This window comes from Micromonospora sp. CA-244673, assembly GCF_050948395.1.
In the GTDB taxonomy this organism is placed as follows: domain Bacteria; phylum Actinomycetota; class Actinomycetes; order Mycobacteriales; family Micromonosporaceae; genus Micromonospora.
This window is the reverse complement of the sequence record NZ_CP192019.1, coordinates 3,346,704-3,371,843: the sequence shown is the minus strand read 5'-3', so window position 1 is coordinate 3,371,843 and position 25,140 is coordinate 3,346,704. Positions and strand designations below refer to the sequence as shown.

Here is a 25,140-nt window from a genome sequence, read left to right as displayed (position 1 = left end):
TTCGACGTGCTCGTGGTCGGCGCCGGGCCGGGCGGGCTGGCCGCCGCGACCAGCGCCGCCCGCGCCGGCGCGCTCACCGCCGTCGTGGACGCCGGTGTGGCGCCCGGTGGGCAGTACTGGCGCCACCCGGCACCCAGCGAGGATGGTGTGTCCGCCGCCGAGGTGGCCCACCTTCATCACGACCTGGCGACCTATCACCGTCTCGTGGCCGGGCTCCCGGCCGTTGCCCGCTTCTCCCAGCACCACGTGTGGACCGTTACCCGCGACCGGGGCGGCTTCGTCGTGCACGCGGTCGACCGGACCGGTGGAGGCGAACAAGCCGTCGAGCTCCGCAGCCGTCGGCTCATCCTGGCCCCGGGGGCGTACGACCGTCAGATCCCGTTCCCCGGATGGGATCTTCCGGGCGTGATGACGGCGGGGGGTGTGCAGGCTCTACTCAAGGGTCACGGCGTCGTTGCCGGACAGCGAGTGCTGGTGGCCGGAACCGGTCCCTTCCTGCTTCCGGTCGCGGCCGGCCTGGCCGAGTCGGGGGCGAGCGTCGTGGGCGTTCACGAGGCCGCCTCCCCGCTGGCGTGGCTGCGCGAGCTCGGCGCCGTGATCCGTAATGTCGGCAAGCTCGGTGAGGGCGCCGGCTACGCCCGGGTGCTGGCGCGGCACCGCATTCCGGTCCGCGCCCGGTCCGTCGTGGTCTCCGCCCACGGCACGGACGCCGTGGAACGGGTCACCACCATGCGGTTGGACCGCAAGGGCCGGGTGGTACCCGGAAGCGAGCGCACCATCGCAGTGGACGTGCTTGCCGTGGGGTGGGGTTTCACCCCGCAACTGGAGCTGCCGCTGGCGCTCGGCTGCGCGACGCGCGTGGATGTCGACGGGTCGCTGGTGTGCGAGGTCGACGACGAGCAGCGCTCATCGGTCGAGGGCGTCTTCGTCGCCGGCGAAGCCTGCGGCGTGGGCGGCGCCGCGCTTGCGACGGTGGAAGGCGAGATCGCCGGTAGCGTCGCGGCGGGCGCCTCGTCGGTCGCACCACGGCTGCGCCGCTCGCGGGCGGCGCTGCGCCGCTTCGCGCAGGCGATGCACCGGTCCCACCCGGTGCCCACTGGATGGGTGGATCGGTTGTCCGACGACACGACCGTCTGCCGCTGCGAGGAGGTTCCTTTCGGGGCACTGCGGTCGATGCGGCAGGACCTCGTCGGGCACGACGGCCGGTCGGCGAAGATGCTCACCCGAGTCGGCATGGGTTACTGCCAGGCACGCACCTGCGGCTACGCCGTCGGCTGCATCCTCGGTCAAGAGGCGTCCGGCACCTCCGGCTTCGCCGAACGCCCCGTCTCGTCTCCGCTCACCCTCGGCGCGTTGGCAACTTCCTCGCCGACGGAGAACAATCCCCCGCCAGCTGAGTGAGGAGGATGGGGGGCACCACACCGATGACCTGCCCTCCAGGAGGTCGTCCGCAAGATCCTGTTGACCTACTGGAACACCGTCGCCTTCCAGGCACTGTACGGCCGTACGGCTGAGTGGTCCCCCTCGGCCGCGAATCCACTGCCCCGGGACCGCCCGGTTCTTGATCGAGGGTTGCTGTCCGAATTGAACACGCTGGTGCAGCAGGTGGACGTTGCGATGGCCGGCTTCGACACGCACCAGGCGGGCCGGCTGCTGTCGACCTTCATCGACGACCTGTCCAACTGGTACGTCCGGCGCAGCCGGCGGCGCTTCTGTCGCGGGGATCCGGCCGCGCTCGCCACCCTGCACGAGGTGCTATCCACGCTCACCCTGCTGCTGGCGCCGCTCACTTCGTTCATCGCCGAGCGGGTCTGGCTGGACCTGGTCGTGCCGGTGACCCCGGATGCCGCTCAGTCGGTGCACCTGGCCGAGTACCCGGTCGCCGAGGAGTCGCTGGTCGACCCCGCAAGGACTCCCCTGCGGGAGACGGGGTCGGCCACCGTCCTGGTGGGGGGCGAGCCGGTGACGCTCGGCGCGGACGAGGTGGTGATCGTCGAGACGCCGCGTGAGGCCTGGGCGGTGGCCACCGACGCTGGGGCCACCCTGGCGCTGGACCTGCACCTCGCCCGGAGCTGCGCCGGGCCGGGACGGCGCGGGACGCGATCCGGCAGATCCAGGAGGCCCGCAAGTCCAGCGGCCTGGAGGTGTCCGATCGGATCGTGCTGCGATACCGGCCGACGCGGGAGGAGACGGCCCTCGCCCTGGCCGAGCATCGCGACCCCGTCGCCGAGTAGGTGCTCGCCACCGAATGCGCCGAGGGCGAGCCGTCCTGGCCGGACGCAGAGGAGTTCACCGACGAATCGCTCGGTCTGACCATCTGGCTCCGCCGGGCCTGACGTACCTGCGGGCCGAACCACCAGGCGGCGTCAGCGCTGAGCCTGCTGATCACGCTGGGCCGTTCCCGCGGAGCGTGCCTACGCGATCGCGTGCGTGCAGCGCATCCACTCGTCGGGTGCGGCCTGGCCGTGGGTGCGCTGAAGGTGCGCCTCGCCCCAGACCCGGACGCCTTCCACGACGGGCAGAACCGTGGTGCCGTAGGAGGTGAGCCGGTAGATGATCGGCGCCGGGACGGGCCCGGTCACGACGCGCTCGACGAGCCCGTCGGCCTCGAGTTCGCGCAGCTGCTCCGCCAGCACTTTGGGCGTGATCGGCGCGCCCAGACGGCGGAGGCCGGCGAAGTGGCACTCGCCATGGGCCAGCCAGTACAGAAGGGTCAGCTTCCACTTTCCACCGATCGCGGCGAACGCCGCGGCCATCGGGCAGCCGGGTAGCGGATTGGGGCGCGACGGTGAGGGGTTACCTGAAGGTGCCTTCTTGTTCATGGGCGCGCTCCGCTCGGATAGTCGGATCATGAACCTTCACACCAAGATCACAATGCCATACAAACGGATTCTGGTCCCGTGCCTCACGCTTTTCATGCTGGCCGCGGTTGCGGCGTCGGGCGACGCCGCGGCGGCTCCCCGCAAGGCTTCGGCGGCTGTCGAGGACGGCCAACGTGACTTCGACTGGGAGATCGGCGCCTGGCACACCAAGGTGCGGGTGCTCGCCGATCCGCTCTCGGAATCCGAGGATGAATGGCTGCACTTCGAGGGTACGAGCGTCGTGCGCCCACTGCTGGACCGGCGTGCCAACGTCGTCGAACTCAAGGTCTCCGGGCCGAACGGCCGCATCGACGGCCTCAATCTGCGGCTCTATGAACCCCAGGCGAGGCGCTGGAGCCTGACCTTCGTGAACCTCCGCGACGGACTGCTCACGCCGTCGGTGTACGGCGGGTTCCACGACGGTGTGGGCGAGTTCTACGGCGACGACCAGCTCGGGGGACGCGCGATCAGGGTGCGCTTCCTCATCTTCCGGCAGGGCCCGGACAGGGCGAGGTTCGAGCAGGCCTACTCAGGCGACGGCGGTAAGACGTGGGAGACGAACTGGATCGCCGTGGACAATCGGCTTGCCAACGCCAGCTGAGCTTCTTCTACAACCTCGGCGGCTGGTCCTCGCCGAGGTCCGCGACGACCTGCGCGACTGGACGCTCGGCCGGGTCATCACAATGGCGTGCCCTTCTTCAGGTCGCCGGTTTCATCGACCAGCAGCACCGCGTTCGGGCCGCCGAACCGGTCGGCGATCAGCTGCCGCAGGTCGTCGTGGACGCGGGTAGCGGGATCACACGACGGACGGTAACCGGTTACATTCGTCGAACCGGTTCAATCAAGACCGCCAGGAGGTACCCGGTGACGAACGCCAGCGGACCCCAGCCGTCCGACGCCCGGACCGATTGGGAAGCCCGCATCGCCCGCCGCAGCGACGAAGGCGACACGGCCGCGCTACCCGACCTACCGCCACCGGCCCGCCTCACCGCCACCCCCGGCCGCGGACACGTCCGCCTCTCCTGGCAGCCCGTCGACGGCGCGGTCGGCTACCTGGTGCATCGTGCGACGCTGGATGGCGATCGGGTGTCCGGCCCGTTCACCCCGCTGGACCACCTCGGCGGCGATGTGCTCTCCGTTCCCGACACCTGGTACGTCGACACCACCGGCACGCCGGGCGAACGATATGCGTATGCGGTGGCTGCCGTCCCCGAGGTGACCGTGACCAGCGCGCTGAGCGACCCGGTCACGGCGGCCGCCCTGCCCGGCGCCGGCGAACCGAGCACCGTCACGCTGCGCCTCGACGCGGACGCCCCGGGCACCACCCTGCATCGTCCCTGGCAGCCGATGATCGGCAGCGAGCGGCTGTCCCAACTGCTCTGCCGGGACCACTCAGGCGGCCGGGAGATCGGCATTGAACTGCTGGCCGCGCTACGCCGGGTACGCGAGGAGATCGGCGTGACCGCCGTGCGGGCGCACGCGATCCTGCACGACGACCTCGGCGTCTACCGCGAGGTCGACGGCGAGCCGGTGTACGACTTCAGCCGCGTGGACCAGATCTACGATCTGCTCCTGGGCGTCGGAATGACGCCGGTGGTGGAGATCGGGTTCATGCCCCGCGATCTGGCCAGCGACCCGGACCGCACCGTCTTCACCTATCGCGGCATCATTTCCCCGCCGCGCGACTGGGACCGGTGGTCCGGGCTCGTTCGGGCGCTGGTGACCCACCTGCTGGACCGGTACGGCGAGCAGGTGCTCGGTTGGGACTTCGAGGTGTGGAACGAGGCCAACCTGGAGGTCTTCTGGAGCGGCAGCCGCGAGGAATGGATGCGGCTGTACGACGTGACCGCCCGCGCGGTCAAGGACGTCGACCCGCGGATTCCGGTCGGTGGGCCCTCGTCGGCGGCCGCTGGCTGGGTGGACGCGCTGCTGGAGCATGCCGTCCGGTCCGGCGCACCGGTGGACTTCATCTCCACCCACACGTACGGCAGCGCGCCGCTGGACCTGCGGCCCACTCTGGCCCGCCTCGGCTTCCCCGAGGCGCGGATCCTGTGGACCGAGTGGGGCGTCACCCCCACCCACTTCCACCCGGTCAACGACGGCACCTCGGCCGCCACGTTCCTGCTCACCGGCATGCGGTCGGCCGCCGGCAGGGTCGAGGCGCTGTCCTACTGGGTGGCCAGCGACCACTTCGAGGAACTCGGCCGGCCGCCGAGGCTGCTGCACGGCGGGTTCGGCCTGCTCACCGTAGGCGGTATCGCCAAGCCGCGCTACCACGCGCTGCGGATGCTCGCCCAGCTCGGCGACACCGAACTGCCGGTACGGGCCGCCGGCGACGGCGCGGACGGCCTGGTGCAGAGCTGGGCCAGCCGGCGCGGCGACGGCAGCCTGGCGATCCTGGTCTGGGTGTCCACCCTCGACCAGGGCAAGCGGGACGGAGACCCGGCGCTGGCCCGGCGAATCCGGTTGGTCATCGACGGTGCGGCCGGCCGGCCCGCCCTGGTTTCCCGGCTCGACCGGGAGCACGGTGACATCACCACCCTCGCCGACCGGCTGGGCGTCGCCGAGTGGCCGACCGATGAGCAGTGGGCCGCCCTGCGCGCCGCCGACCAGGTCACGGCGGAGAAGGTGCAGCCCTCCACCGACGCTGGAGCGGCGGTGTTCGAGCTGGACCTGCCGCAGCCCGGCGCGGTGCTGGTGGAGGTCCCCGGGGCCTGATCCCTGCCCACTCCGGTGGCGTCGTCGGCCGGGGTGTCGGGCAGCCAGGTCCGCGGACCGGCCGGCCTCGGCTCGGCTCCCGCGGCGCCGACCACTCGAAGGATCGTGCTCGATTGCGGAAGTAGGGCCCTACGGCGCGTGGCCGAGGGCCCTACTTCGCTGCACCGGCGCGACCGACGGGCTGGGCAGGTCGACCGTTACCATTTTCCGGCGCTGTCAGGCGGCCCCACGCAGCTGTGGAAGGCTCTGGTTGGCCGGCACGTTGAACGTCTCCTGTGCGATCAGTGGACGAATCCGGCGTTCGAACTGTGGCGAGACGAACGCGCGGCGCAGGAGGTCGTTGGCGAGCTCGTTGCCGAGCGCACCCATGATCATGGCTTGATCGAGCGAGAGGTAGCGCTTGGCCACAGTGCCGCTGCCGACCGCGATCGCGTCGTAGAAGCCGCCGGGGCCGTACGAGTCGAAGTTGGCCTTGAGGCGGGCGAGGTTGTCGACAACCGCCGCCTTGGCGTACGGGAGGGCGAGGAACGCCGCGTGCGGGGTCACCACGCCGTCGCCGTAGTCGGGGTCGGGGCCTGCTGGGCGGCAGTCGCCGAACCCGGCGTCGTACTTCGAGTGCTCCATGTCGGACGGGTAGCCGTCGGTGTCCATGCCCATCGCGTCGACGCCCCAGGCCAGGTAGCCGCCGGCCGGGTCACTCGCCGGGGAGAAGCCCCAGTAGCCGTACCCGGCGTCGTTCATACCGTGCTCGATCTGGCCGGCGACCGTCGCGGGATGGTTGCGGCCCCAGCTGTTGGGGGCCCACTGCGCTTCGGGCACGAACAGGTCGGGCATCAGAGCCTCGAACATGTCGCCGCCCCAGCTGGGTACGAACTGGATGCCGCGGTAGCGGTAGGCGCCCTCGTACACCGGAACGCCCTCGTAGGTGGTGTCGAAACCGACCGGCTGCATCTCGTGCCAGCTCCAGTCGCAGGTGGCCGGCAGGGTGCGCATCGTGTTGTAGTAGGCCTTCGGTGGGATCTGGCCCATCGCGATGCCGAGGTACGTCGCGATGCGCGGCTCGGTGACGGTGATGTCGTAGTGGTTGCAGGTGAACCAGACGCCGTCGCGCTGCTGCGAGCACCCCGGGGGTGGTGCGTCCCAGAATCCGCCGGCGATCAGGCCGCTGGCCCCGAACGGGGTCGACGCCGCCGGGTTGTAGTAGAAGCCGAAGTTCATCTTTCGCAGGATCGCATCGGCCTTGCCGCGCAGCTCCGGCACGGCGCCCTTGACCACGTTGAGCGCGGCCGCGAGCCAGCCGTTGTCCACGCTGGACATGAAGGGGTAGACCGGGCTGCCGTTGTCGGGCCAGACCGTGACGACCGAGCCGTCTCGCGGGTCGTACCAGTTGTAGTACATGCCCGAGGCGGCGTGGTGCTTGAGCCGGGCGAGCGTGTCGAGGGTCCTGGCGATCCGTTGGCGGGCTTCGGCCCGCGAGATGATGCCGAGCTTGCTGGCGGCCACCGCGGACCACAGGTAGCCGCCGATGTTGGTGGGGGACGTGTAGGTGGCGCGGCCGCCGGCGGCGAGGTCGCCGGTGATGTTGTCGGCGACCAGGCCGGTGCCGGGGTCGGTCATGGCGGCCATCGACCGCCACGTGTCCGAGGCGTAGCGGAGCAGGGCCCGGTCGGGGCCGCGCTCGTCGGGTGCCGCGACGGCGGCCGGGCCGCCTGCCAGCACGAGTGCCAGCGCGAGGAGCGGTGCGAGAAGGCGTCGCATGGGTCTCCTTGTCTGGTGCGGGGATGGGTCACTTGATTCCGGTGGTCGCGATGCCGCGCAGGAAGTGCCGCTGGAGGAACAGGAACACGATGAGCACCGGGAGCACGACGACGACCGCGCCGGCGAGGAGCAGCCCGTAGTTGCGTTCGTTCTCGCCGACGCTGTAGAGCGCGAGGGCGACCGGCAACGTGTACTTGTCCTCCGTGGTGGCGACCACGAGGGGCCACAGGAAGTTGTTCCAGGACGCGAGGAACGTGAGGATCCCGAGGGTGGCCAGTGCCGGCCGGCACAGCGGAAGCACCACCCGCCAGAAGATCCGGAACTCGCCGGCGCCGTCGACCCGAGCGGCCTCGATGAGCTCGTCGGGGATCGACTGGAGGAACTGCCGCATGAGGAACACGCCGAACGGTCCGACGACGAACGGCAGGATCAGGCCGGCGTACGTGTTGGTCAGGCCCATGTTGCTGACCAGCACGAACTGCGGGACGAAGGTCACCATGCCGGGCACCATGAGCATGCCGAGCACGGCCAGGAAGAGCGCCCGCTTGCCGGGGTAGCGCAGCTTTGCCAACGCGTACCCGACGAGCGAGCAGAACAGCAGGTTGCCGACCATGACCAGCGTCGCGACCAGTGCGGAGTTGAAGAAGTAGAGCGGAAAGTCGAGCCGGGAGAACAGCCCACGGAAGTTGTCGAGCGTGACCGTCTCGGGCCACCAGGTCGGTGGCACGTCGCGGATCTCCCGCTCCGGCTTGAGCGATGACAATGCCATCCAGAGGAACGGCCCGGCCACGGCGAGTAGCCCGAGGAGCAGGACGGCGTAGAGGATGGCCTTCGCAACCCGATCGCGGGTACGCAGGGTGGTGTCCTTCGTGGCCATCGTCAGTTCCTCTCCCCCAGCAGGCGGAACTGCACGACCGACAGCGCCACGATCGCCAGGAAGAGCACGTAGCTGGCGGCGGCCGCGTAGCCGTAGTTGCCGAAGCCGAACTGGTTGTAGATGTGGAACGACACCGACAGCGTCGAAGAGAGCGGGCCGCCCTGCGTCATGACGAGCGGCTCCTCGAAGAACTGGAGATAGCCGATGCCGGTGATCACCCCGCCGAAGAGCAGCGTCGGCCGGAGCATCGGCACGGTGACGTTGCGGAACTGCTGCCACCGCGTCGCGCCGTCGAGCGTCGCCGCCTCGTAGAGGTCGGTCGGAACCGCCTGAAGTCCGGCCAGGAAGATCACCATCAGGAAGCCGAAGTTGCGCCACGCCGCCATGACGATCAGCGACGGCAGCGCGAGCCTGGCGTCGTACAGCCAGTTCGGCCCGTCGATCCCGACCAGGCGCAACAGGTTGTTGACCAGTCCGACCTCCGGGTCGAGCAGGAAACGCCAGACCACCGCGAGCGCCACGATGCTGGCCACGACCGGCAGGTAGAAACCGACCCGGAACAGCGCGCGGAAGCGTACGAGCCCGGAGTTGAGCGCGGTCGCGGCGGCCAGGGCCAGCACCATCGTCAGCGGCACGCCGATGACGACGAAGACCAGGGTGTTGACCGACGAGCGCAGGAACAGTTGATCGGAGAACAAGCGGGTGTAGTTGTCGATGCCGACGACGTTGACGGCCAACGGGTGGCGCAGGTCGGTGGAGCGCAGGTCGGTGAAGCTCATGAGCAGCGAGACCACCACCGGCAGCGCCATGAACACGAGGAACAACACGGTGAAGGGCGCGGAGAAGGCCCAGCCGGTCAGCGCCCGCCGCAGGCGCTGCCGCCGCCGGACCGACCCGGCGGGCCGGTCGGGGCTGGCCGCCCCGGCCGGTCGCGCCGGCGCCGTCGCCGCGGGGGCGCCGGCCATGTCAGCTCCCGGTCCCGATGGCGCTTGCCTTCTCCTGGATCGACTTGGCGGTCGCGGCCGGGTCCGCGTTCTGCTTGCACAGCTTTTCGGCCTCGAGGTCGAAAGCGGCCGCGATCTGCTCCCAGGTCGTGATCGCCGGCGGCGCCTTCGCGCTCTTGAGCTGCTGACCGAACGTGGTCAGGAACGTGTCGCCGGACAGCGTCGGGTCGTTCCAGGCCGACTGCACCGCGGGCAGGTCCTTGACCGCCTGGTACCACTTGACCTGCACGTCGGGCCTGCTCAGCCACTGCACGAACTTCCAGCCACCGTCACGGTTCTTGGCGTCCTTGAAGACCGCGAGATTGCTGCCGCCGATGAACGAGGTCGACGACTTCTTCGTCGGCATCTGCGCGACCGCGTACTTGTCCTTGAAGCCGGCGCCACCCTGCTCCTCGACGATACCCATGTGCCATGGGCCGGAGATGAAGGCGCCGATCTCACCCTTGACGAAGCCGGGCTCGAGCGAGCCCTCCGGCAGCGCGGTCGGGGACAGGCCCTCCTTGAAGAAGGACTGGTAGTAGCCGAGCGCCTCGGTCATCTCCGGGGTGTCGAAGCTCAGTTTGTCGGCGCTGGCCACGTCCGCGCCGTTGGACCAGGCGAACGGCAGGACCGACTGCCAGCTGCCGGTCTTGCCGGGCTGGAGGTTGAGGCCCCACTTGGCGCCGGCCTTCTCCTTCATGCCCTTGGCCATGGCCTTGAGGTCGTCCCACGACTTCGGCCCGTCCGGGAATCCGGCCTTGGTGGCCAGGTCCTTGCGGTAGTAGATCAGCCGGGTCTCGACGTACCACGGGACGCCGTACGAGGTGTTGTCGACGATCGTGGTGTCCCAGGCGCCGGGGAAGAAGTCGTCTTTCTTGATGAGGTCCGGCGGGGTCGGGTCGAGCGCACCGGTCTTGGCGAACTCGCCCTGCCAGGTGGTACCGATCATCGACACGTCCGGCGTCTGCTTCGCGGCGATGGCGCTCGCGACCTTCTGGTGCGCCGCGTCCCAGGGCACCGCCGTCACGGAGACCTTGGCGTCGGGGTTCTCGGTGGAGAACTCCTTCGCGAACTCGGCGAGCTTCTCGCCTTCGGTGCCCATCGCCCAGACGGTGATGTCCCCGCTCGCCTTTCCCGCGCCGACGGACTTCGCCTCGTCCTGGCCGCCGCCCGAGTCACGGCCACAACCGGCCAGCGCGACCGACGCGGCCAGGACGACCGCGGCCGCGGCGGTTAACCGCCTACTTCTCATCTCGTACCTCCGGAGGTTGGTGGTTTCGATGGGTGTGAGCTACTTACCTGCCGGTACCTCCGGTCGGAGGCGCCGGGCAGCCGCAACTGCGCCGCAGGACGAGTTCGGTGGGCAGCACGAGACTGCCCGCGGGAGTGTCGCCGGGCTGGTCGGCGGCACGCAGGATCAGCCGGGCTGCCTCGGCGGTGAGCTCGCGTACGGGTTGCCGGACGGTGGTCAGGGACGGGGTGACGAGGGCGGCGGCCGGCACGTCGTCGAAGCCGGTGATGACCAGGTCCTGCGGCACGCGCAGGCCCCGGCCGAGCGCGCCGACCAGCACGCCGAGGGCGATCTCGTCGTTGGCGCAGACCACCCCGGCGGGCCGGGGTGCGTCGCCGCCCAGCAACTGCTCGGCCGCGAGCAACCCGTCGGCCTGCTGCATGCTGACCGCGACCGGCTCGTTGGGCGGCTCGATGCCGAGGTCGTGGTGCGCCCCCCGGAAGGCGGCCCACCGTTCGCTGACGTCGGGCGAGCCCGCGGGGTTGCCGACGAAGGCCAGATCGCGCAGGTCGTGGTCGGCGAGCAGGTGACGGGTGAGCGCCAGCATGCTGCCGGCATTGTCGGCGCGAACCGAGGGGATGTCGCCGGGCCCCTCGCCGGCGACCACCACCACGGGGACCATCCCGGCGAGACGGAGCAGCGCCTCGTCAGCGATGGTGCCGCCCATGACGGCGACGCCGTCGACCCGGCGGCCCATCTCCAGCACCTGGTCATCGGAGTCGGAGCGCAGGTGCGTGCAGAGGATGTGCACGCTGGCGCGGGACCCCACCGCCTCGGACTCGAAGCCCTGGATCAGCTCGGTGAAGTAGGGGCCGGACAGGCCGGGGAAGACCAGACCGAGGGCGCCGTGCCGGCCGGCGGCCAGGGCCCGGCCGAGGTGGTCGGGACGGTATCCGTGCTTCTCGATCGCCTCCAGCACCCGTCGCCGCATCTCCTCCGAGACCTGACCGGTGCCGTTGGAGACCCGCGAGACGGTGGCCACGGAGACGCCGGCGAGTCTGGCGATCTCCCGAACCGTCATACGGCTGTTGCCCATCGCTCCCTCAATCCGTAACGTGCCTCACAGAAACCGGTTTCAGGCGACCATAGGCAGCCGCGACGAAGTTCACAACCCTCGGGTCCACAATCTCCCGTGCGAGGAGGCCTGCCCCACATGCCAGAGGTACTGCTCCGGAATCGCCGGATCCTCGTTGACGGTCGGCCCGAGCTGCTGCTCGCCGGTGAGGTGCACTACTTCCGCCTCCCCCGGGCCGACTGGGCGGACCGGCTCGACCAACTCCGCGACTGCGGCGGTGACACCGTCGCCACCTACGTGCCGTGGCTGTGGCACGAACTGCCGGACGGCTCGGTCGACCTGACCGGGCGTACCCACGAGCAGCGCGACCTGGCCGGCTTCCTCGACCTTGCACACCAGCGCGGACTGCGGGCCGTGGTCCGCCCCGGCCCGTTCGTGATGGCCGAACTGAAGAACGAGGGCATCCCTTACCGGGTGTACGACGAGCACCCGCACCTGCTCCCCACCACCTGGGACGGCGCGCCGATCAGCACCCGCACCATCGACTACCTGGCACCCGAGTTCCTCGCCGCGACCGACGGCTGGTACGCCCAGGTGATGCCGCTGGTGGCGGCACGGCTCGCGCCGCGTGGCGGACCGGTGGTCGCGGTTCAACTCGACAACGAGATCGGGATGCTGTCCTGGGTGACCAACTCCCCCGACCTCACCGACGGCCTCTGCGCCGACCTGGCCCGCTGGGCCGTCGAGCGGTACGGCAAGGACACCGCCGCGGCACGGGTCGGCGCCGACCCGGCCGATCCGGTGGCGTGGTCCACCGCCCTGCGTACCCCGGCCGAGGACCGGTCGCTGGCGCTGCACGACGACCTGGGCCGCTACATGCGGGACCGCTACCGCCGGTACGTGACGGCGCTGCGGCAAAGCGCCGAGCGGCACGGGGTGACCGGGGTTCCGTTCCTGGTCAACGTGCACGGCACCGCCGACCGGCGGGGCCGCACCTTCCCGATCGGCATCAGCCAGCTGGCGGAGACGTACCGGGGGCAGCCGGAGTTCACCTCCGGCTCGGACTACTACCTCGGCGACCTGACCGTCGGCAACGTCGCAGACCTCTACGTATCCAACGCCTTCCTGGCCGCCACGCACGACCGCGCCCAACCGCTGACCTGCCTGGAGTTCGAGGCCGGCAACGGCGACTACGGCGAGGACCTGTCCACGCTCTACCCGCCCGAGGCGATCGACCTGAAGACCCGGCTCTGCGTGGCGCAGGGCAACCGGCTGCTCAACCTCTACCTGTTCGCCGGCGGCCACAACCCGCCGCTGGCCGAACCGATCGGTGACGGCAACGACCGGATCGCGTTCACCGGTGAGCGGCACGGCTTCGCCGCCCCGGTCGACCCGGAGGGGCGGCTCAACCCGACGTACGCCGCGGCGAGGCGGGCACTGCACGCCGTACGTGCGGTAGGCGACCTGCTTGCCGACGGCGACGAGGAACACGACGGGTTCGCCCTCGGATTCGTTCGCGACCACTACCTGACCGAGTACCGCCACCCGGCGTCCACCAAGAGGGCGGCGCAGGTCACCGAACTGGAACGGTTCCGCGGCATGGGCGCGCGGGACGTGCTGGCGCGGGCACTGCTGCTCGCCGGCTACTCGTTCCCGGCAGCGGACCTGCAGGCCCCGGGCGGCGCAGCACACGTGCCGGATGGCACGCCGCCGGTGCTGGTGCTGGCCACCGCCCCCACCCTCGGCTCAGACGTCCAGCAGCGGCTGGTCGACCATCTGCGGGCCGGTGGCCGGTTGCTGCTGCACGGACCGCTGCCCACCCGCGACCACGATGGGACGCCGTGCACCCTGCTGGCCGACGCTCTCGGGCTGCGGCCGGACGGCTGGCTGGAGGCAGGGCCACACTACTTCCCGTCGGTGGTGGGCCACGACTGGGCGGCCGGCCCCGCCGAGGTCCGGGTCGGCTACGCCCAACTCCTCGCCGGGCCTGGAGAACGGCTGCTCACCGAGGTCGGCTCCGGCCGGCCCTGCGGAGCCGAGGTAGCCGTGGGCGCGGGCCGGGCCGTGGTGATTGCCACCGACTACCCGTGTCACCTGGACTTCTGGCGAGCAGCGCTGGACCGGCTCGGGGTGCGGCCTCGGCTCCGGCACGACGCGGGCGACCCAGGGCTGCTGCTCACCTCGACCGTGGACCAGTCCGGCCAGCGGCTGCTTCACCTGGTCAACGTCGCGCCGTCGGGGATCGAGTTCGGCCTGTGGCACCGGGACGAGCCAGTATTGTCCGGCCGGCGGCTGCGCATCGGCGCCCGCGCTGGACTGATGCTGCCCGCCGGAATCCGCGTCGGACCAGCCACCCTGGTGGAGAGCAGTTGCGAACTGGTAGCCCGGAGGGGCTCGGAGGTGCTGCTCCGGCCGACCCAGACCGAGGATGTCGCGGTCTTCGCCACCGATCGGCCGCTACGCGCCGACCGGGGTGAGGTGACCGTGGCCGACGGTCGGACCACGCTGACCGTCCGGGCCCCAGATGGCGAACCGGTCCGGGTCAGCGTCGACTGACCGGTCACGCTGCGCGCGACCGGCCTCGTCGATCTTCTTCAGGTCGAAATGACTATCGCCGCAGGGCGGGCCGCTTCCGATGGGTCCAGGCGCGCAACGCCCATTCGACGGGGCCGTATCGGAACTGCCGCATCCACCACGAGCTGGCCGCCACCTGCACCGCGAAGATCGTCAGTGCGATGAGCAGTGTCTGCGCCGGCGACGTGTGGCCGGCCAGGCCCAGCCCCACGCCGGTGAAGACGAGCACGCAGATGAGCGACTGGCCCAAATAGTTTGTCAGCGCCATGCGTCCCGCCGGCGCCAACGTGTCCGCAACGCCCGGTCGCCGTGGAAACAGACGCAGCAGGGTCGCGGCGTAGGCCGCCGCGAGGAACGGCGCGGTGACGATGCTGACCATCAGTCCGGTCATGTCCGCTGTGCCGCCACCGATCGCGAACACGGCGGCGCCCGCCAGACCAACCGGATAGCCGACCCGTTCGCATCGGCGCAGCAGGCTCTCGTGGGTGTGCACGTCGGCGAGCATCCGGTGCTTGCCGGCGCCGAGGCCGACGAGGAACGCGGCGAAGGCCAACGGCCCTTGCACGGCAAGTGCGCCGAGCATTGCCGGCAACGAGCGCAGGTGCTCCAGGACGACATCACCGAGCCCGCCGCGTAGGGCCTCCGTCGAACGGGCACCCGCGGTCAGTGCGGCGGCCTCGTCCGGGACCACCGCGGCACCAAGAACCGCGGCCACACCGACCACGAACGCGATCACGCCCACGATGATCGCCGCGGTGAACAGGGCAGTGCGCGGCTCGGTCCGCCGAACGGCGAGCAGCACGAGACCGAGCAACGCGTACGTGGTGAGGATGTCGCCGTGGAACAGCAGTACCGCGTGCAGCGCGCCGAGCACGAACAACCCGGACAGCCGGCGCAGGAACGACCGGCCGAAGGTCGCCCCACGCCGGGCCGCCGAGTCGAGTTGCAGGGTGAAGCTGTAGCCGAACAGGAAGGAAAACAGCAGGTACGCCTTCATCGCGAACAGCAGTTCCACCGCGCCTGCGATCAGCCGGTCGAGCGCGCCGTAAGCCGGATCGTCAACCAGGTGGAATTCATATCCGGAGCTGAAGTACCACACGTTGACCAGCAGGATGAGTAGCAGCGCGCTCCCGCGCAACGCGTCCACGACGTTGATCCGGGCGTCGTCAGTGTTCTCGGCGGATACCTCCAGGCCATGGCCCTGCCGGTCAGGTCGGAGCACGCTCATGGCAGCGACCCTCCCGAAACCACGGTGTCGGCGTACGAGGCAGCGAGCGGGTCGTGGGCCACCATGACCACGGTGCGGCCGTACTGGTCGACGACCGAGCGGAGGAGGGCGAGCACGTCACGGGCGCTGCGCAGGTCGAGCGCGCCGGTCGGCTCGTCGCCGAAGATGACTGCCGGCTCGGTGACGGAGGTCCGGGCCATGGTGACGCGCTGGCGTCGGCCGCCGGGGAGCGCCTCCGACCGGTCGTGTGAACGTTCGGCGAGGCCGAACTGGGCTGGTAGCACCGCCCGGGCCCGCTTGCCGTCGGCGTGGCGTCCGGCTCGCCGCAGTGGCAGCACGAGGTTCTCCTCCACGGTCAGCGCCGGGAGCATGTCCTGGAAGACGAAGCCGGCTCGCCGCCGGCGGCACGTCGTCATCGCGGCCTCCCGGTGACGGTGAGCTCAGTGCCTCCGGTGAACACCCGCGCGGCGGTGGGCCGGTCCAGGCCGGCCGCGCACTGCGGCAGGGTGCTCGTGCCCGAGCCCGGGAGGCCCGTGAGCGCCGTGAAACTACCCGCGGCGCAGCCGATGGTGACGCCGTCGAGCGCGGTCACCGGGCCAGCGTAGGTCTTGCGAAGCAACTCCGGACGAACGAAATCAGTCATGCCGTACAGCGTATTGGTGCACTAGTATCGGTGACAGTGGTGCTATCCCCCGTATTCATCCTCCGGGTACCGTGACTGCACTAGTGCACGGGAGGCCGCTGTGGAGGAACCGCCCTACCGCCGGATCGCCGCCGATCTCGCGGACCGGATCGCCTCGGGCGAGCTCGCGCCCGGGGCGAGGATCCCGTCGACCCGGCAGCTCATGGCCGAGCACGGGGTCGCGATGGCGACCGCGACGAAGGTCCTGGCAACCTTGCGCGAGCGGGGTCTCGTCGAGCCCGTGCGGGGCGTCGGCACCGTGGTCGCCGCCGCCGGTGCGGGTAGAGCACCCAACCCCGACCGCGAGCAGGTGGTCGCCACCGCCGTGGCCATCGCCGACGCCGAGGGGCTGCACGGCCTGTCGATGCGCCGGCTCGCCGGTCAGCTCGGCGTTCCGACGATGGCCATCTACCGGTACGTGGCCGACCGGGAAGAGCTGGTTCTGTTCATGATCGACAAGGTCATGGCCGACAACCCACCCCCGGCCCTCAGCCCGGCCCGCGACGGCTGGCGGGCCTGCCTCGAAGCCATCGCCCAGCAACATTGGGCGATGTACCGCCGGCACACCTGGCTGGCCCAGGCGGTCTCCTTCATCCGGCCGCTGCCGGCCCCGCACGCCATGGCCCACACCGAGTGGATGATGCGGGCCCTGAACGGGCGCGGGCTCGACCTGAACGCACAGTTCACAGCGGCGGTGACGGTGGCCAACTACGTGCGCGGCACGGCGGTGAACCGGGTCGAGGAGGCACAGGCCGAGCAGGACAGCGGCCTGACCGACACCCAGTGGATGGACGCCCAGGAGGAACGGATCGGCGCGGTCCTGGCCGACGGGCGGCTCCCGTTGATGGCCCGCTTCATCACCGCCGACGAAGGGGTCTGGAACCTGGACATGCTCTTCGAGTTCGGCCTCCAGCGCCTCCTCGACGGCCTCGCCCCGCTCCTGCGATGAACGGAAGACAGGGGCACTGGCGGCGATGCAGGTGGAGGGGCGGACTCGTTTTGAGCGGCCCCGCAGAGGCAGATCGTCAGTTTGAAAGAGCGTGATCCGCCGCCCGTGATGCCCAGAACACCTGCTCAGCGCGACCACGTGGCTCACCGCAGGTGCCCGCTCGTGACCGCGTGCGCAGGGGCTGGCACTGCACGCTTGCTCGCTTCCACGCCGTGTTAGCCGTCACCGAAGGTGACGGCTAACACGGCTGTTGCGTTACCGACGCTGGAGTGTCGACGACCTGGGCGTCAGGTGACCCCGGCGTTCAGGTAGAAGTGGCCGAGCTTGAGTGATAGCGAGGCGCCTCCGAAGTGGTGAATGAGCAGGGCCAACAGGATGACGATCAAGATGCAGACGACGAGCCAGATCAGGAACCACACGAACCCTGGGATCCCGTAGCGACCGACGCGAGCCATTAGGCCCGCCCCTCGCGGTTGGCGCCGCAACACGCGCCGCCGCGCATGGACATGTTGTCGTCCCCGCCTAGATGTGATCAGCCGGCCAATAGTCGATCTTGCTTCAGGGCGCGTCCAGGTTCCGTCTTGCGGATCATAAGTCCCGCTCGTTAAGTCTCTCGGGTCGCCGGATCGGCTCCTGAACGCCGAGGCGGGGACGGGTGCCACGGCGGGTTCTTGGCCGGCGAGATCGTTTCGGCCGGCCGCGTCCATCCGGCCGTCGGCATCATTTCGGTCGGTGGCGCCGTATCGGCCGGCGGCATCGGTTCGGCCGGCTTCAGCAGGCAGTGTGCGGCTAGGAGGACCAGGCCGGCGGCGGCGCCGAGTAGTGTTCCGCTGCTGTTGTAGAGCCAGTCCGCAGCGGTGGCGTCGCGGACGCCGCTGACTGCCTGCCAGCCCTCGACGCCAAACGACAGGGCGGCGCCGCCGAGGACGGTCCAGAAGGGGCGGCGGGTCGCCAGGGCACCGAAAACGCCCAAGGGGATGAACAGCAAGAGGTTCGCGAACCGTTCCTCGTGCCTGGCTGGGGCGACCAGGGCCGCCTGGAATGTTGCTTTGTTCAGGAATGAGCTGACGTATTCGGCGACTCGGGGGATCGCGCCGTCCTGCCAGCCGAGCGCCCCGAACGGAGCGGTGAAGACCAGGATGGGACCCAGCGACAGCAGTGCGAGCAGCGTCAAGGCCGGTCGCCAGCGCATCAGCCGGGCCATGGGCCAGAACAGCGCTGCGGCGGCGAGGGCGCAGAACAGCAGTAGCTCCACCGCGCCGGGCCGCTGGAGCGCCAGGTCGAGCTGATACTGCATCATCCGCTCCCCGCGCGTCGCTTCTCGTCCGGTGCTGTCAACAGTGCCAGGCGAAACGTATGGCGCCGATAAAGGCCGGACTGAGCTGCGGCTATCCGCGCCGACATGCACCAAGGCAGCCTTCCGCGCTCCCCCGGCTGGGTTGACCGTCAGTTTGAACAGCGTCAAGCGGTCGTGATGCCCGAAACGCCTGCGGCCGCCGGTCCGCCGGGCTGCGTCTCGTGCCCGCTGCGCGCCACGGCTACTGGCCCACGGATGGCCCATGCCGGCCTTCGACCGCGGAGGCAACCCCGGATCAGGCGAGTCACTCGTCACCACGGATACGGGCGTGCAGGTGCATGTCGTGCCGGCCGTCGGAGTGGATGGCGTCGCTGCGTTTGGTGCCTTCCAATAGAAACCCGGCCTTGACGGCGACCCGACAGGAGGCATGGTTGCGGGTTGAGTGATCCAGGTGCAGACGATGGAAACCGGCCTCGCCGAGTGCCCAGACGCTCAGGGCCGTCAGCGCCCGGGAGGCCACGCCTGCTCCGCGAGCGGCCGGGAGCACCCAATATGCGCACCCTGCGACACCGTCATCGAGATTCATGCTGCCCATGGCGATGCGCCCCAGCACCTCACCGCCGCCGCGCGTCACCGCCCAACTCGCGCCCGTCTCCTGCTCCCAGGCCTGGCGATACTGTTGGAACCACTCACGGACCTGGTCCTCAGATGCGGGTTGGCGAGTGTGCCAGTGCTGGATCTCGGGGTCCCGGTACGCAGCGAAGAAGGCCGACGCATCGGAAGGCTCCCAAGGTCGCAAGAGCAGGCCACCCTGGGCGGAAAGCATCGGTTGCGGAGCTGCGGCGAGGGTGCCGGCGGGAATAGCAGGAGGCGTCGAAAGGGAGGACCGCACCCGCTTATCCTCTCCTGGCGACGATGACCTGCGTCAAGTTCCCAGGCCTAGACCTTCCAGCCCCGTCGCAGCAGCTCATTGCGGACCTTCTCTCCGCGCAACGCCCAGAAGATCCCGCGTCCTCGTGATCGCTCGTCGCGAATCGGACGCCGTCGGCCAGCACAAGTATCCCGCGAAAGTGCGCGATGGCAACCAGGTTGGCTCGCGTCACCTTGAACGTCGCGGACAGTGAGGTGATCAGAACGCGTTCCGCGTGGACGCGGAGCCTGGCGAATGGCCAAGTCGCGTTCTTGTGGCTCGCGAAGCCCTGACCACACGCCGTCACTCCCGGGTCGACGTAGGCCACGCCACCACGGCTACTGAACCCGTCTGCCACAGCCGGGATGATCGCCTAGCCAGGCAACTGTAGGCGTGAGTTATGGCCCACGGACGGCCCACAGATCTGAGCGGAGGAGTGGCCGACCCGCCCAGGATCGGGGGATGCAGCCTCTGACCTGGGCCGGAGGCTGTTGGAGCGGGCGACGGGAACCGAACCCGCACCGTCAGAAGGACGAGGATCACCGGCGAACAGGACGTCGTCGGTGCGAAGGTCGCCTCTACTGTTGAGCGGTAACGCACCCAGCATGCGCATTTGACGGGCGGCATCGTCGCCGTGCGCCCACAATGGAAAGGGTGCCGCTCGCCTTCGTCCTGCACCACCACCGCAAACCACGACCGCACTTCGACCTGCGGCTTGAGGAGAATGGAGTGCTGCGCTCATGGGCGGTGCCTCGCGGCCTGCCGGAGGATCCCAGTGACAACCGGCTCGCGATCGCCGTGCCCGACCACCACCTCAATCACCTCACCTACGAGGACGCCGACAAGTCGATCGCCGACATCGGCACGTGGGAGGAGCACGACCGCACCGAGCGCCGCATGCTGTTTACGTTGCACGGCCGCACCGGCCGCCGGCGATACGCGCTCATCCGCACCGGCGAGGGGTGGCTGCTCCACTTGACGAAAGAGCAGCCTTCGGACGAGCGCGCATAGCAGGCTACCGAGGCCCACCCCCGCGAGCGTGGGAACGACTATCTTCTGCTGAACAGCTCACTCGGCCCTGGGCTACCGCTAGGGCACCCGCGGGATATGCGCGGCCGCCCGTGGACGTCCAGGGCGCTGACTCGACCGACTGTGACGCTGCCGTCAGCGGCAGATCGGTGCGGGCGCCCGATACCGTCCGTTGCTCATACCAGAATCGCCGGGATTCTTGCTTCCTCTTAGGCGGCGTTAGCCGCGCTCGGCGGCCCGGCGGCAGCTCCCGGTCAGGTCGTAGGCTGCAGGGGTCGCCATGATCTCCTGATTCGTTTTCACGGACGGCTGCTGATCCAGCCCCGCGGTGTCGCGCGCACAGCAGCAGCGGAGTAGGTGCCCAAGTCAGCTGAGTGCGGCAGGGCCGCGTTGGCCCCGATTCGGCGTCATCCGGCCGTCTCCTCACCGCCCGCGAGCGAACACGAACCAGGCGATGGCGCAGACTGCGGCCGACATCAGCAGGGCCGATCCAGTGCCTGCGGCGACGGCGGCACCCATGACGACGACGCCGAGGGTGGCGCCGACCTGGCGCACGGCGTTGAGCAGGCCGCCCACGGCACCGGCCGTGCCCGCCGGAGCGACGCCGACAAGGGCCGCCACCAGAGCCGGCAAGGCATAGGAGACGCCGAAGCCGGTCATCAAGAGACCCACCGCGAGCCACATGTAGCCGCCGTCGGCGAAATCACGCCTGCTAGCAGGGCACCTCCAGCGGCCAGCAGAGCCAAACTGGCCAGGATCGGACGGCGAGGACCCACCCGTGCCACGATCTTGCCCGTGAACCGCCGATTGGCCGCGAAGGGAACCGTCAACGGCAAGAACGCCAGTCCGGTCTGCAGGAAGTCCAGGTGCCGCTCCTGCTGCGACAACAGCGGCAGCACGAACAGACCCTGAGTCAGCGCGACGTTCACCACCGCAGCGGCCAGCAGCCCAGCCCGCACCCGCCCTGACCGCAGCAGCGCCCGGTTCAAGACCGGCACCTGACTGTGGCGCTCCAGGCCGCAGAACGCCAGCACCGACACCCCGACCCCCACCGACGACCACGCGGCGTAGGCCCATGCCTGCGAACCGGCAGCGATCAGCGCGTCAGTGAACAAGGCCAGCACCTCGGCGGCTACCAGCTGGGCGGGCCAGTCGATCCGGCGCTCACTACGCGGGCAGGCCACCGCCCGGCCCAGCGTCAGCGCCAGCACCACCAGGCCGATGGGCACATTGAGAAGGAAAATCGACCGCCACCCGGCCGGGCCGACCAAGGCGCCGCCCGCGATCGGACCGGCCGCAACGGCGGCACCGCTGATCGCGGCCCATGCCGAGACCGCGCGCGTCCCCCTCGTTCCCCGCCTGTCGTACCACTAGTCACGCCGCACGCCCGCCGGCGGTTGCCCGACGGGCAGTGGTTACGCTCCGGAACTGGCAGGGGGACGCAGTGGTCCGGAAGCACGGACACGGAGTTCATCCGGGTGGCGCGTCGACGGGCCGCGACCGCGAGCCAGCCGTCGTACATGTCCATCAGGCGTGGTCTACCAGGTCAGGATCCTCGCCCCGACCTCGAGACGTTCGTGACGGGCCTCGCTGACGTGGAGGACTGACTCCCGCATTACGAGCCGGTTGCGGCCTGTTGATCGTCGCCGACCTGGTCCTCGTCGACATGCGCGTCACGTTTGCCACCGTCCGCAGCCGTGCGGCGGCTTGGCTGCTCCGATGGCTGCTCGGCCGGAGCGCCCACGAAGGGTCATGTTCTTCTTTGGCGAGACGACATGATCAACGAAGACCGTCTTCGTGTCCACCCACGACAGCGCAAACATCAGGCCAGAGAGCCGAAGGTCAAAAACAGGACTAGTGACCACCCTGCTGGCTCCACTGCAGGCGACTGGCGGTCGGCTCACCCTTGGGGCCTTCCCAGGAGGCGGCTGACGGGTGTATACGTATGTAAATCGATTTGCGTATGGCAATGGATCGACTCGTCACGGGCGGCCAGCGCTGTGACAGTGCTCGCCTGCCCGCTATCACAGCACCTCAGACGCGGTTCTTCGAACAAGTCGGTGAAGGAGAATGCGATGGCAGGTCAGAGAGGTCTCCGCCGGAGGTCGTTCCTCGTCGGCGGCATGGGAGCCGCGGTGCTGCTGGGTGGTGGTGCGTCGCAGTTCATGAACATGAGAGCGGCTTGGGCGGCACCGACAGGCAATCTTTATCAGGCAGCGCTGGCCAAGGGGATCCGGTACGGCTCCTCGGCCGCGACGTGGCAGGTGCAGCCCGACCCCGCCTACGCGGCGCTGTATGCGCGCGAGAGTGGGATGCTGCTCACCGAGGACGACCTGCTGTGGTATCGGCTCAAGCCGACGCAGACCTCGCCCTTGGACTTCAGCTACGGCGACCAGATCGTGTCGTTCGCCGCCGGCAACGCTCAGCCGGTGCTCGCGGCGCATCTGGCCTGGGACGAGGGACTGGGTGACGGGTGGGACCCGGACGCCCTCTACAACCTCAGCACCCAGGATGCGCGCGACCTGCTGTTCGGGACGATCCAGCAGGAGGTCACGCACTATGCCGGCCAGGTGATGGCCTGGGTGGTGGCCAATGAGGTGACCGACGGGCGGCGCAAGGACGCCAACGGGTTCTGGACGGTCGAGCCCTGGTACCAGACGATCGGGCCGAGCTACGTCGAGGAGGCGTTCAACCTGGCCCACCAGTGTGACGCGAACGCTCTGCTCTTGATCAACGAGTTCGGATTCGAAACCGGGTCGAACGCGGCGGCTCGGCGGACGTCGATGCTCAAGGCCATCGACTATCTGCAGAGCAAGAACGTCCCGGTGCACGCGCTGGGGATCCAGGCACACCTGAATACGAACGGGTTCAGCCGGCAATTCGATACGGCGGCCTACCGGACCTTCCTGTCGGATGTCGCGGCGCGGGGGCTGTCCATCTTCATCACCGAGATGGATGTTCAGGACGACGGCCTGAAGGCCGACATCACCAGTCGCGACGCGGGCGTAGCGGAGGTGTACTCGCAGTATCTGTCCGTGACCCTCCAGGAGCCCGCGGTCAAGGTCGTGCTCAACTTCGGGCTGAGCGACCGCTACACGTGGTTGCAGGAGGACTTCCCGCGCAAGGATGGAGCCGCGCGCCGGCCGCTGCCCTTCGACGAGAACCTCCAGCCGAAGCCGGCCTACACCGCGATCCTGCAGGCCTTCCAGAACGCTCCGGCACGCACACCACTCTGATCGGGCTCGGCGGGGTGCACTCCCCGGCTCTGGCCGGCGCCAAGGCGCCGGTCAGAGCCGGCTCCCAAATGGCGGCGGCCGCCACCCGGAGGGCCCTTCACGCGCCACCGGATCTACGGGATCATCACAGTCGATCGCCGTAGGTCTCCACGGCGTTGTCGCTGCTCACCCGCTGCCTGATCGCTGGCGGCAGCGACGCCAGGGCGTGCCGCGGGTCGTCGAAGTCCCAGTGCGGGTAGTCGGAGCTGAACATCAGGGTTCGGTCCGCGCGAGCGATCTCGCAGAGCACATGCAGGTGGTGGCGGCGCTTCGGCTCCGGGAGTGGCTGCGTCGTGAACCGGACGTGATCCACGACGTACTCGCTGGGCAGTCGTTTCACCCACGGCACCTCGTCGCGCAGGCCCTTGACGTTCTTGTCAAGCCGCCACATCACGTCGGGGATCCAGCCCAGCCCACCCTCGGTGAGGATCACCTTGAGGTTCGGGAAGCGCTCGAAGACCCCGTGGCAGACGAGGCTGATCACGTTCGCCTGGAACACCTGACTGAGCCCGCTGTGCCACTCGACGTAGTACGTCGGCGTCCCGCCGGCCATTGGCGGGGAGGTGCGGAAGATGCCTTCGCCCGAGTTGGGGTGGACGGCGACCGGAATTCCCACCTCATGCGCGGCCTCGTAGATCGGGTAATAGTGCCGCAGCCCCATCAGGATGCCGGTGAGCGGCAGCAGCACGCCGACGAAGCGCTCGTCCTCGGCCGCGCGCCGGATCTCCTGGGCCGCCAGCACCGGGTCCTGCGCACCGACCACGATGTAACCGCGGTACCGGTCGTCGGCATCCAACCAGGTCGCGGCCAGCCACTGGTTGTACGCCGAGGCGATCATAGCGGCGGCATCCGGGTCGGGCATGGCCCCGAGCCCGAGCACCTCGCCGCCGATGAGCACCGCACGGTCGATGCCGTTGCCGTCGAGCAGCTGTTGCGCCGTGAAGGCCGGGTCGGCGCCCGGCGCGGACCCGTCCGGGGCGCGGGCGTCGTCACGGAGCACCCCGGCCGGGTTGAGGTAGAGCATGTTCCGCGGGATCGACACCGCCTCGCGGTGCCCGATCGTGGTGAGGTTACGGCGCTCGTCGAGGCCCAGGCGACGCTGCGCGGCCTGGGACAGGAACGGCCGGAGCTCCCCGAGGCCGCCCTTGGTGATCGGGTGGACGTCGCAGTCGACGAGCCGGTAGCGGCTCGGTTCGGCCGCCTCGGCGGTGGGCTGGTCGAGCAGATCGGCCACGGGAACTCCTGTCCGGACAGTCGTTGCGGAAATGGCTCGAAGCCGCCAAGCTCATGCATAGCAAATCGATTGGCATGGCGGTAGACGAATCAGTGGGTGGGCCGCATGGAAGTTCGGGTCGGCAGCGTCGAGGAGGTGCGCCGGGACGGGTGCCGGATCGTCGAGGTGAACGGGCGGCCGGTCGGCGTCATCAGCATCGGCGAGGAGTTCTTCGCGATCACCGACAGGTGCCCGCACATGGGTGCGTCGATGTGCGCGGGCTCGCTGAGCGGTACCTTCGTCGCCTCCGAGCCGCAGGAGTACGTCTACGGCAAGGCCGGCCGGGTCATCCGCTGCCCCTGGCACGGCTGGGAGTTCGACCTCGAGAGCGGCCGGTCGCTCCTGGAGCCGAACCGCTTCGGACTCAAGACCTACCGGGTCACCCAGCAGGCCGGCGAGGTCGTGCTGCACGCGTAGGCA

At 69.6% G+C, this 25,140-nt stretch carries 22 protein-coding genes and 2 pseudogenes; 9 read left to right on the top strand and 15 right to left on the bottom strand.

Translation table 11 applies throughout. From position 1 onward, the window contains the following. The first annotated feature begins 6 nt into the window (after positions 1–6). Together ACQP12_RS15675 and ACQP12_RS15670 are read left to right on the top strand one after the other, a co-directional pair. Positions 7–1,401, top strand: coding sequence for an FAD-dependent oxidoreductase (locus tag ACQP12_RS15675; RefSeq protein WP_433288689.1), 1,395 nt, complete (start codon positions 7–9; stop codon positions 1,399–1,401). Positions 1,402–1,431: 30 nt separating this feature from the next. After that, a pseudogene (locus tag ACQP12_RS15670) lies at positions 1,432–2,336 on the top strand (DUF5915 domain-containing protein); the annotation flags it as partial. Between the two features lie 78 nt (positions 2,337–2,414). Here the strand turns inward: ACQP12_RS15670 and ACQP12_RS15665 are convergent. Continuing rightward, entirely contained in the window at positions 2,415–2,822 is a 408-nt protein-coding gene (locus tag ACQP12_RS15665; RefSeq protein WP_433288687.1) for a winged helix-turn-helix transcriptional regulator, read from the bottom strand. Positions 2,823–2,850: 28 nt separating this feature from the next. Between ACQP12_RS15665 and ACQP12_RS15660 the strand changes: the two genes are divergently transcribed. Continuing rightward, positions 2,851–3,462 carry a hypothetical protein gene (locus ACQP12_RS15660; protein ID WP_433288685.1) on the top strand — a complete coding sequence of 204 codons (612 nt, stop codon included), beginning with the start codon at positions 2,851–2,853 and terminating at the stop codon, positions 3,460–3,462. A 263-nt stretch (positions 3,463–3,725) separates the two neighbouring features. Further along, a complete protein-coding gene (locus tag ACQP12_RS15655; protein WP_433288683.1) occupies positions 3,726–5,579 on the top strand; it encodes a GH39 family glycosyl hydrolase in 1,854 nt (617 codons plus the stop codon). Between the two features lie 216 nt (positions 5,580–5,795). Here ACQP12_RS15655 and ACQP12_RS15650 read toward each other — a convergent pair whose 3' ends face one another. From ACQP12_RS15650 to ACQP12_RS15630, 5 genes are read right to left on the bottom strand one after another with little or no spacing between them, the layout of a single operon-like run. After that, positions 5,796–7,337, bottom strand: a complete 1,542-nt coding sequence (locus ACQP12_RS15650) for a glucoamylase family protein (protein ID WP_433288681.1) — start codon at positions 7,335–7,337, stop codon at positions 5,796–5,798. Positions 7,338–7,365: 28 nt separating this feature from the next. Next, the gene (locus ACQP12_RS15645) at positions 7,366–8,214 is read right to left on the bottom strand and encodes a carbohydrate ABC transporter permease (protein ID WP_357945565.1); all 849 of its coding nucleotides are present in this window, start codon (positions 8,212–8,214) and stop codon (positions 7,366–7,368) included. 2 nt (positions 8,215–8,216) lie between these two features. Next, entirely contained in the window at positions 8,217–9,179 is a 963-nt protein-coding gene (locus tag ACQP12_RS15640) for a carbohydrate ABC transporter permease (protein WP_433288677.1), read from the bottom strand. A gap of 1 nt (position 9,180) precedes the next feature. Continuing rightward, positions 9,181–10,449, bottom strand: a complete 1,269-nt coding sequence (locus ACQP12_RS15635) for a sugar ABC transporter substrate-binding protein (protein ID WP_433288675.1) — start codon at positions 10,447–10,449, stop codon at positions 9,181–9,183. Between the two features lie 43 nt (positions 10,450–10,492). Further along, positions 10,493–11,524, bottom strand: a complete 1,032-nt coding sequence (locus ACQP12_RS15630; RefSeq protein WP_357945573.1) for a LacI family DNA-binding transcriptional regulator — start codon at positions 11,522–11,524, stop codon at positions 10,493–10,495. A 117-nt stretch (positions 11,525–11,641) separates the two neighbouring features. On the opposite strand from ACQP12_RS15630, the gene ACQP12_RS15625 reads away from it, so the two are divergent. Next, positions 11,642–14,059, top strand: coding sequence for a beta-galactosidase (locus ACQP12_RS15625; protein ID WP_433288673.1), 2,418 nt, complete (start codon positions 11,642–11,644; stop codon positions 14,057–14,059). Between the two features lie 52 nt (positions 14,060–14,111). Here the strand turns inward: ACQP12_RS15625 and ACQP12_RS15620 are convergent, their stop codons facing one another. The 3 genes from ACQP12_RS15620 to ACQP12_RS15610 are packed head-to-tail and all read right to left on the bottom strand — an operon-like array spanning position 14,112 to position 15,948. Continuing rightward, on the bottom strand, positions 14,112–15,305 hold the full coding sequence (locus ACQP12_RS15620; RefSeq protein WP_433288671.1) for a DUF418 domain-containing protein: 1,194 nt from the start codon (positions 15,303–15,305) through the stop codon (positions 14,112–14,114). Continuing rightward, entirely contained in the window at positions 15,302–15,721 is a 420-nt protein-coding gene (locus ACQP12_RS15615; protein ID WP_433288669.1) for an ATP-binding cassette domain-containing protein, read from the bottom strand. Before ACQP12_RS15615 ends, ACQP12_RS15620 begins: the two co-directional genes overlap by 4 nt. Beyond that, entirely contained in the window at positions 15,718–15,948 is a 231-nt protein-coding gene (locus ACQP12_RS15610; protein WP_433288667.1) for a hypothetical protein, read from the bottom strand. The genes ACQP12_RS15615 and ACQP12_RS15610 overlap by 4 nt, the downstream gene beginning before the upstream one ends. A gap of 100 nt (positions 15,949–16,048) precedes the next feature. Here ACQP12_RS15610 and ACQP12_RS15605 point away from each other — a divergent pair, with 100 nt between their 5' ends. Continuing rightward, positions 16,049–16,936, top strand: coding sequence for a TetR/AcrR family transcriptional regulator C-terminal domain-containing protein (locus tag ACQP12_RS15605; RefSeq protein WP_433288665.1), 888 nt, complete (start codon positions 16,049–16,051; stop codon positions 16,934–16,936). Positions 16,937–17,223: 287 nt separating this feature from the next. On the opposite strand, the gene ACQP12_RS15600 is transcribed toward ACQP12_RS15605, so the two are convergent. The 3 genes from ACQP12_RS15600 to ACQP12_RS15590 all read right to left on the bottom strand — a co-directional run bounded on the left by ACQP12_RS15600 (position 17,224) and on the right by ACQP12_RS15590 (position 19,125). Next, positions 17,224–17,355, bottom strand: coding sequence for a hypothetical protein (locus ACQP12_RS15600; RefSeq protein ID WP_433288663.1), 132 nt, complete (start codon positions 17,353–17,355; stop codon positions 17,224–17,226). A gap of 185 nt (positions 17,356–17,540) precedes the next feature. Next, positions 17,541–18,233, bottom strand: coding sequence for a VanZ family protein (locus ACQP12_RS15595; RefSeq protein ID WP_433288661.1), 693 nt, complete (start codon positions 18,231–18,233; stop codon positions 17,541–17,543). Positions 18,234–18,537: 304 nt separating this feature from the next. Beyond that, positions 18,538–19,125, bottom strand: a complete 588-nt coding sequence (locus ACQP12_RS15590; RefSeq protein ID WP_433288659.1) for a GNAT family N-acetyltransferase — start codon at positions 19,123–19,125, stop codon at positions 18,538–18,540. Positions 19,126–19,788: 663 nt separating this feature from the next. On the opposite strand from ACQP12_RS15590, the gene ACQP12_RS15585 reads away from it, so the two are divergent. Next, the gene (locus tag ACQP12_RS15585) at positions 19,789–20,154 is read left to right on the top strand and encodes a DNA polymerase ligase N-terminal domain-containing protein (RefSeq protein ID WP_433288657.1); all 366 of its coding nucleotides are present in this window, start codon (positions 19,789–19,791) and stop codon (positions 20,152–20,154) included. Between the two features lie 441 nt (positions 20,155–20,595). Here ACQP12_RS15585 and ACQP12_RS15580 read toward each other — a convergent pair whose 3' ends face one another. Together ACQP12_RS15580 and ACQP12_RS15575 are read right to left on the bottom strand one after the other, a co-directional pair. Continuing rightward, positions 20,596–20,832 (bottom strand): hypothetical protein, encoded by a 237-nt coding sequence (locus tag ACQP12_RS15580; RefSeq protein ID WP_433288655.1) that lies wholly within the window; start codon positions 20,830–20,832, stop codon positions 20,596–20,598. Further along, positions 20,832–21,503: pseudogene (locus ACQP12_RS15575) on the bottom strand (MFS transporter); the annotation flags it as partial. The pseudogene ACQP12_RS15575 and the gene ACQP12_RS15580, both read right to left, overlap by 1 nt. Positions 21,504–22,247: 744 nt before the next feature. On the opposite strand from ACQP12_RS15575, the gene ACQP12_RS15570 reads away from it, so the two are divergent. Beyond that, positions 22,248–23,408: an endo-1,4-beta-xylanase gene (locus ACQP12_RS15570; RefSeq protein ID WP_433288653.1), complete on the top strand. Its 1,161-nt coding sequence runs from the start codon at positions 22,248–22,250 to the stop codon at positions 23,406–23,408. 124 nt (positions 23,409–23,532) lie between these two features. Here the strand turns inward: ACQP12_RS15570 and ACQP12_RS15565 are convergent, their stop codons facing one another. Further along, on the bottom strand, positions 23,533–24,681 hold the full coding sequence (locus ACQP12_RS15565) for an amidohydrolase family protein (RefSeq protein ID WP_433288651.1): 1,149 nt from the start codon (positions 24,679–24,681) through the stop codon (positions 23,533–23,535). Positions 24,682–24,786: 105 nt separating this feature from the next. Here ACQP12_RS15565 and ACQP12_RS15560 point away from each other — a divergent pair, with 105 nt between their 5' ends. After that, positions 24,787–25,137 (top strand): Rieske (2Fe-2S) protein, encoded by a 351-nt coding sequence (locus ACQP12_RS15560; RefSeq protein WP_433288649.1) that lies wholly within the window; start codon positions 24,787–24,789, stop codon positions 25,135–25,137. The last annotated feature ends 3 nt before the right edge of the window (positions 25,138–25,140 follow it).

Excerpts from the sequence above, each read along its gene's own strand:
- ACQP12_RS15665 (WP_433288687.1), bottom strand. The coding sequence starts at position 2,822 with ATGAACAAGAAGGCACCTTCAGGTAACCCCTCACCGTCGCGCCCCAAT.
- ACQP12_RS15570 (WP_433288653.1), top strand. The coding sequence starts at position 22,248 with ATGGCAGGTCAGAGAGGTCTCCGCCGGAGGTCGTTCCTCGTCGGCGGC.
- ACQP12_RS15660 (WP_433288685.1), top strand. The coding sequence starts at position 2,851 with ATGAACCTTCACACCAAGATCACAATGCCATACAAACGGATTCTGGTC.
- ACQP12_RS15580 (WP_433288655.1), bottom strand. The coding sequence starts at position 20,832 with ATGACCGGCTTCGGCGTCTCCTATGCCTTGCCGGCTCTGGTGGCGGCC.
- ACQP12_RS15645 (WP_357945565.1), bottom strand. The coding sequence starts at position 8,214 with ATGGCCACGAAGGACACCACCCTGCGTACCCGCGATCGGGTTGCGAAG.
- ACQP12_RS15585 (WP_433288657.1), top strand. The coding sequence starts at position 19,789 with ATGGAAAGGGTGCCGCTCGCCTTCGTCCTGCACCACCACCGCAAACCA.
- ACQP12_RS15620 (WP_433288671.1), bottom strand. The coding sequence starts at position 15,305 with ATGAGCGTGCTCCGACCTGACCGGCAGGGCCATGGCCTGGAGGTATCC.
- ACQP12_RS15595 (WP_433288661.1), bottom strand. The coding sequence starts at position 18,233 with ATGCAGTATCAGCTCGACCTGGCGCTCCAGCGGCCCGGCGCGGTGGAG.
- ACQP12_RS15625 (WP_433288673.1), top strand. The coding sequence starts at position 11,642 with ATGCCAGAGGTACTGCTCCGGAATCGCCGGATCCTCGTTGACGGTCGG.
- ACQP12_RS15615 (WP_433288669.1), bottom strand. The coding sequence starts at position 15,721 with ATGACGACGTGCCGCCGGCGGCGAGCCGGCTTCGTCTTCCAGGACATG.
- ACQP12_RS15610 (WP_433288667.1), bottom strand. The coding sequence starts at position 15,948 with ATGACTGATTTCGTTCGTCCGGAGTTGCTTCGCAAGACCTACGCTGGC.
- ACQP12_RS15635 (WP_433288675.1), bottom strand. The coding sequence starts at position 10,449 with ATGAGAAGTAGGCGGTTAACCGCCGCGGCCGCGGTCGTCCTGGCCGCG.
- ACQP12_RS15630 (WP_357945573.1), bottom strand. The coding sequence starts at position 11,524 with ATGGGCAACAGCCGTATGACGGTTCGGGAGATCGCCAGACTCGCCGGC.
- ACQP12_RS15650 (WP_433288681.1), bottom strand. The coding sequence starts at position 7,337 with ATGCGACGCCTTCTCGCACCGCTCCTCGCGCTGGCACTCGTGCTGGCA.
- ACQP12_RS15640 (WP_433288677.1), bottom strand. The coding sequence starts at position 9,179 with ATGGCCGGCGCCCCCGCGGCGACGGCGCCGGCGCGACCGGCCGGGGCG.
- ACQP12_RS15560 (WP_433288649.1), top strand. The coding sequence starts at position 24,787 with ATGGAAGTTCGGGTCGGCAGCGTCGAGGAGGTGCGCCGGGACGGGTGC.